Annotated in this window: 4 protein-coding genes; 3 read left to right on the top strand and 1 reads right to left on the bottom strand. The window is 35.0% G+C overall.

All coding sequences use genetic code 11. The features are described 5' to 3' along the window. Positions 1-204 precede the first annotated feature (204 nt). Positions 205-450, bottom strand: a complete 246-nt coding sequence (locus tag IGL70_RS14105) for a hypothetical protein (RefSeq protein WP_104761947.1) — start codon at positions 448-450, stop codon at positions 205-207. 142 nt (positions 451-592) lie between these two features. On the opposite strand from IGL70_RS14105, the gene IGL70_RS14100 reads away from it, so the two are divergent. From IGL70_RS14100 to IGL70_RS14090, 3 genes are all read left to right on the top strand, one after another. After that, the gene (locus IGL70_RS14100) at positions 593-1,510 is read left to right on the top strand and encodes a LysM peptidoglycan-binding domain-containing protein (protein WP_113843478.1); all 918 of its coding nucleotides are present in this window, start codon (positions 593-595) and stop codon (positions 1,508-1,510) included. A gap of 217 nt (positions 1,511-1,727) precedes the next feature. After that, positions 1,728-4,952 (top strand): SpaA isopeptide-forming pilin-related protein, encoded by a 3,225-nt coding sequence (locus tag IGL70_RS14095; protein WP_113844086.1) that lies wholly within the window; start codon positions 1,728-1,730, stop codon positions 4,950-4,952. Between the two features lie 145 nt (positions 4,953-5,097). After that, a complete protein-coding gene (locus tag IGL70_RS14090) occupies positions 5,098-6,102 on the top strand; it encodes a class A sortase (protein WP_104889626.1) in 1,005 nt (334 codons plus the stop codon). Positions 6,103-6,124 lie beyond the last annotated feature (22 nt).

Genomic DNA, 6,124 nt, shown 5'->3' with positions numbered 1-6,124 from the left:
AAGGATAATTAGAATCACTAATCACACTGCTAGAAGTTGTTGTGGTTGTGGAACTACTTGTTTCTGTTTTTCTAAACAGAGAAAAAGCAATGATAAGTACAGATATCAGTACGACACTGAGTGATAAGATTATGAGGGATTTTTTCTTCATAATAGTTATTCTCCATAATAAAATTGTTTTTTCAATAAAGAAGCAGAAACGACTTATTGTTGTTTCTGCTTTTTAGCTTGTAACTGTTTAGCGTAAGCTTCGACATCACTTTTTAAATATAATCTTACTAATGATGTTGCAGGATCACCGTCAAATTCTAGAAAAGGTGTTAATACTTTTCTATTGATTGCTTGAGAAATTCCAGCATAACTTTGACCGGTAATTTTAGCAGCACCTCTTCTAGTTACAAGATTTTCTTGAGCCCAAGATTGAAATGAGTTTATAGTTTCTTTATCCAATATTTATACCTCTTTTCTTATGATCATAAATTTATTATATCAAAAGAAAAAATTTTTTCAAAAAACTGTTTACAAAAGACTATAAGTTTAGTATCATAAGTTTGTAGTCATAAAGAATATAAAAAAGAAAGAAGGAATACAAATGAAAATATTACGAGTACTTGCAATTGGAGCGACTATTGGTGGAGTTGCATTGGCAACTGCTCACGAGAAAGTAGCTGCAGCAGAATGGACACCACGTACAGTGGAACAAATCAAAGCAGATATGAAAGGTAACGAATATACAATCGTTTGGGGAGATACACTAAGTGGAATCAGTCAAGCAACAAACATTTCTGTACAAAAATTAGCAGATATGAACAAAATTGCGAATGTAGACTTAATCTACGCAGGCAATAAACTAGTTTTTGATGGAAATGTAGCAACTGTTCAAAATAACAAAGGAGAAACAGTTGTACAATCAGTGATTCAACCACAAGATAAAGTAGATTCAACTAAACCAGTAGGACAACCAGCAACTTCACAAGGAACAACAAGCAATAATACAACTAATTCAGCAACTCAAAATACAACAACACCTTCAACTGGCAACACGGTGACAGGTAATACACAAACTGGCGGTCAAACAACTGGAAATACTGGTTCAACAACGCCAAGTACACCAGAAAACAATGGTGGCACAACTCAAACACCAACACAACCAAGTCAACCAGATAATAATGGTAACCAAAATGGTTCGACAGGTGGAAACACTGGCGGAGGACAAACTACACCATCAAATCCTGGCAACAATGAAGGAAATCAAGGTGGATCAACTGGAGGAAATACAGGAGGTTCCACAACAGATCCAAGCCAACCAACTACTCCTGAAAAACCAGTACAATATAAATATACTGTTTGGGGTAATTTTGACGATCCTAAATATAATATTGTAGAGGGACAACACATATTCGACACACAAGAAGAAGCAAGAGCATGGATTGATAATTATGCAGATAATTTATTAATGCAAGGCATTGGTTCTAGTTCTTACGGTACAACTTCTTGGGAAGTGAAATGATTATCAACTAAATAAAGTAAAACTCACAAAAATCTTTTTGTGGGTTTTTTTATTTTTTTAGGAGGTCACGAGAATAATGACACTGAATTATTACGCTTTCTATGGATATTATTCATCGTATTTGAGAGAGTTTATATTGAATTTAATTTTGCTTTTAAGACGCTAAAAAATCTTTTTAGTGTCTTTTTTTATTAAATTTTTAGGAGGGAATTACTCAGTGAAAAAAATAAGTTCTTTGTTTAAGAAATTTATTCAATCTAAGCCTATAATGATGGCATTCTTTTTAGTATGTAGTATGGTAGGGATTGGTTTTGGAAGTGGAAATGTTCATGCGGCTGTGCCAAATGAATTTACCATGAAACCAGGGGAAACAGGAAATGTTTATTATGATACTAGTAATGTCTATATGATGTATGGAACACGTAATGGGCAACCTTGGAGCGATGCCACTGCACCAATGGCAGTAAAACCAGATGATGGTGGCATTGACATTATGACATTTTGTATTCAACCAGGTGTTCCATTTGTTTCTAGTAACAATCCTGGTTATCAAGCAGTTAGCGCAAATGATATTCCACGTGATGCTAAGATTGCTTCAATTATCTGGAATAATCCAGATTTAGGTATTTGCGGAGATACAAATGAAAATGACCGTATTGTGACTCAATCAGTTATTTGGGAATTGTTACCATATGGAATACATGTAGATAATATTCCTCGTATTCCAAACTATTCTCAACGTAAAGCTTTACTATATCAAAAGATTTCAGAGTATAATAAACGTCCAGAATTTAATGGAAAAACAATTGAACTGACTTATGGAGAGTCTAAAACCTTAACTTCTTCAGTCAATTTAAACTCATTTGAAACGCAAGTTGTTAATAGTGCGAAGGTAAATTGGTCTATTTCTCCAGACGGCAAATCAGTGACAGTTACACCTACAGATCTAAATGTTCAAAGTGGTATGATTGCCTATAAAAGATCGTTTATGGAAGGAACGCCAATTGCGTTAGAAAAACAAGGATCACAACGTGTTTTCATTCCTTCTACAGATGATCCAGCTTCATATTCAGTTAAATTTAAAATCAACACATTTGGAGAATTTCAAATTAAAAAAGTTGATAAGGAAACAGGAAAAACAGTACCAGGAACACGTTTCAAATTAGAATACAGTAATCTTCCAAACGGTGTTTCAGGCCCCGCTATTCCTACACCAACAGAAGTGGTGACAGATCAAAATGGCTTATCACCAAAAATCAAGGCATTGAATGGTGTACATGTTAAAGCAACAGAAACTTTCGTTCCAGCTCCTTATGTATTAGGATCTGCGATTGGCGATTCTGACGTCGTAGAAGGCGATATTGTCGCAGGACAGACAATTACTCTGACACAACGTAATAAAAAGGCAAAAGGACAAATCATTGTCGAAAAATCAGGTGTCGAGTCTGGCAAAGATATGTGGAATGGTAACTATTCTTTAGCAGGGAATGTCTTTGAAGTTAGAAAAGATAGTCCAACAGGAGAAGTTATTCGTACGATTACAACAGAAGAAACTGGTCATGCGGAGACAGCTAAAGATTTAGAATTAGGAACTTACTGGGTAGTTGAAAAGACAGCTTCAAACGGTTTTGCGAATACATTTAAACCAGTAGAGGTAAAAATCGAATATGAAAATCAAACCACTGCGGTTATTATAAAAAATACTGAAGGTACGAACCAAGAAGTAACTGGATCAACAGTATTAACGAAAGAAGACGCTGAAACTGGTTCAGAAACACAAGGGCGTGCAACATTTGATGGTGCGCAATATGGATTATTCCATGAAGACGGTACTCCTGTGAAATGGTCTGATAATTTCAAACCAACTACTTCTAAAGGAAATAAATTAGAAGGCGACGAGGTCAAATTTGAGTTATCTGATAAAGAACAACAAGCAAGCGTTGAACACTTGGCATTAGGTAAATATTTCTGGAAAGAGCTTGTTGCCCCAGAAGGATATCAACTTGATAACACAAAACGTGAATTTGAAATCACGTATAAAGATCAAGATACACAAGTGATTGCAACAGAATCGATTTCTAAAGAGAATGTAATCAAGTTTACTCTTGATGGATTTAAATATGTAAAATCTCAGAGTGGTTCAACTCAAAGTGGTTACAACGGTATTGAGTTGAAACTAACACCAATTGAACCAACAAAAGGGGAAGCACGCACTGTTAAAACAGAAACAGACGCTAATGGTTATGATGGTTATTGGAAATTTGAAGGAGTACCATATGGTGACTATGACTTAGAAGAAGTAAAAGCACCAGAAGGGTATGAATTAATTACACCATTAACTATCCGTTCTTCATTCAATGAAGAAAAACGTGAGTATACATTTACTATTACAGAAAAAGGCTCTAAAGAACCTTTAAAAGTTGTAAGAAAAACAGAACAAGAAATCAATGAAGGCTCAAATGTCATTCATTTAAGTAAATTGTTCTTAGTAGATGAACATGCTCGTGTTCCTGAACAACCAGAAATTTCTACTTTATTTGTGACAACAGAAGGAGAGAAAACATTTAATCCGACTGTGAATCAAAAATTGATTGATAAGGTAGATAATAAATTTGATCAATTAGATGTGGATAAAACATTCTATTATGTGACACAATTCCATAAGATTGATAAAGATGGAAAAGATACTGTTGTAGGTACGGTAGAGTCTGAACGTAAAGTAGAAAAAGAAGAATTTAGTTTTGATGTGGAATTTGACTACAAAGCAAATACATTGAAACATGGTGAAAAATTAGTTGCGACACACATTGTTTATTCTGACAAGGAACATACCGATGAATATGCCCGTCATTTTGATTTGAGCAATGAAAAACAAACATTAGAAGCAGTAACACCTGGTATGCCAACAATCGAAACACTATTTGTAACAAAAGATGGTGGTAAAATATTCGATCCAACGATTGATAATGAATTAATCGATGAAGTCAAAGCCACTGTACCTAAAGAAGACATTGGTAAAACATTCTACTATGTAACCCAATTCCACAAAATTGATAAGGATGGGAAGGTCACAGTAGTAGGTACGGATGAATCAGAACACAAAGCAGAAGAAATGGTTTATGAGTTCAAAGCTGTTTACAATTACAAAGCAAACACATTGAAAGACGGCGAAAAATTAGTTGCGACTCATATTGCCTATACTGACAAAGAACACAAAAATGAGTATGCAAAACACTTTGATTTGAAAAATGAAAAACAAACGTTAACTGCGAAAACTCCTGCTAAAGCAGTAACTCCAAATACTCCAAGCACTCCTAAAGCAATTCTTCCACGAACTTCAGGCGAGTTAAATGGGGCAAGGGTATTTGGCGTATTTGCTGTAGTAATGGTAATTGCCGTAGGTGCTTTCATCTATGTGAAAAAACAACATGCGAATAAGTAATTCAAACTAGGCTAAACGTCTGAAAAGGCGTTTAGCTTTTTCTATTTTGTAAAATTTGTTTACAAAGGTGGGCAATCAATATGACAAGAACATTCACAGAGTACTTTACTAAAAATCAATCGCTTAGAGAAAAGAGCGATGATTCATGAATAAATGGAGAAAGTCTTTTTTGATTATCTGGATATTATTTGGATTTTTTATTGTAGGATCGACTGCTTATGGCTATTTTCTTTTGCAAAAGCCAGACAATCGTAGTCAATCTTTGCGTTCGCCAATCCAACAGGAAGAACAAGTAGAAAAAAAGCAAGAGAGTAAAAATGCGAAAGCTTCTTTCAATCCACTGTTAATTCAGCCTGTTCATGCGGAAGAATTTGCGGAAGCTCAATTGCATTACGAGGATATTGTGAACCAATGGGGAATTGGTGCGGTGTATATTCCAAGTTCATCTATCCAAACCAAAATTTTGGCTGGTATGAGCAACGAAAATCTAATGGTAGGCGTTGGAACATATCGAGCAGAACAACGGTTAGGAAAAGGCAACTATGTATTACTGGCTCATAACCTTGTACGAGGTGGCGGTGCATTAAAAAATCTTCGTCAGACTTCAGAAGGGTCTTTGATTTATGCTACGGATTTTGCCAATGTTTATGAGTATCGAGTAACAAAAAATCAAGTAGTAAGTCAATCAGAAGGGGAACTCTTAGACGAGCCTAAGGAAGAAGAAATGCCAATCATTACTTTTATCCGATGTGAAGGAGGATTAAATACGACTCAACGAGCGGTGGTGCAAGGAGTGTTTATTTCTTCTTATCCTGCAAGTGAAGCAGATAATGAGATAAAAGAGAAGTTAGGACTTGATTCTGTTGTTCAAGATCAAGAACAAGTAGATAATACAATTGTGCCAAATTCGACGGATACCGTGTCGGATTATGACACTATTTCAGAAAAGCATGAGTCTACGAATCAATTAGTAAAAAAGGATAACAAAACTAGTGTATCGAAAGAAGAAAAAGAAGTGTATTCTTCTTTTGAAAGGTACTGTATTTGGTTAGTCAAAGAATGTAATGATATGTATGTGCTAATAACAGCTTCAGTAGTTTATCTGTTGGTGTTATTCGGTACTTTCCAGTGGAAAATCAGAGTAGAATAATTTTTTATTGAAAGATTTTATT

It is taken from the genome of Enterococcus sp. DIV0901a (assembly GCF_051711525.1).
Classification (GTDB): Bacteria; Bacillota; Bacilli; order Lactobacillales; family Enterococcaceae; genus Enterococcus_B; species Enterococcus_B faecium.
The sequence above is the reverse complement of the archived record's forward strand: the minus strand, read 5'-3'. Positions and strand labels throughout refer to the sequence as shown.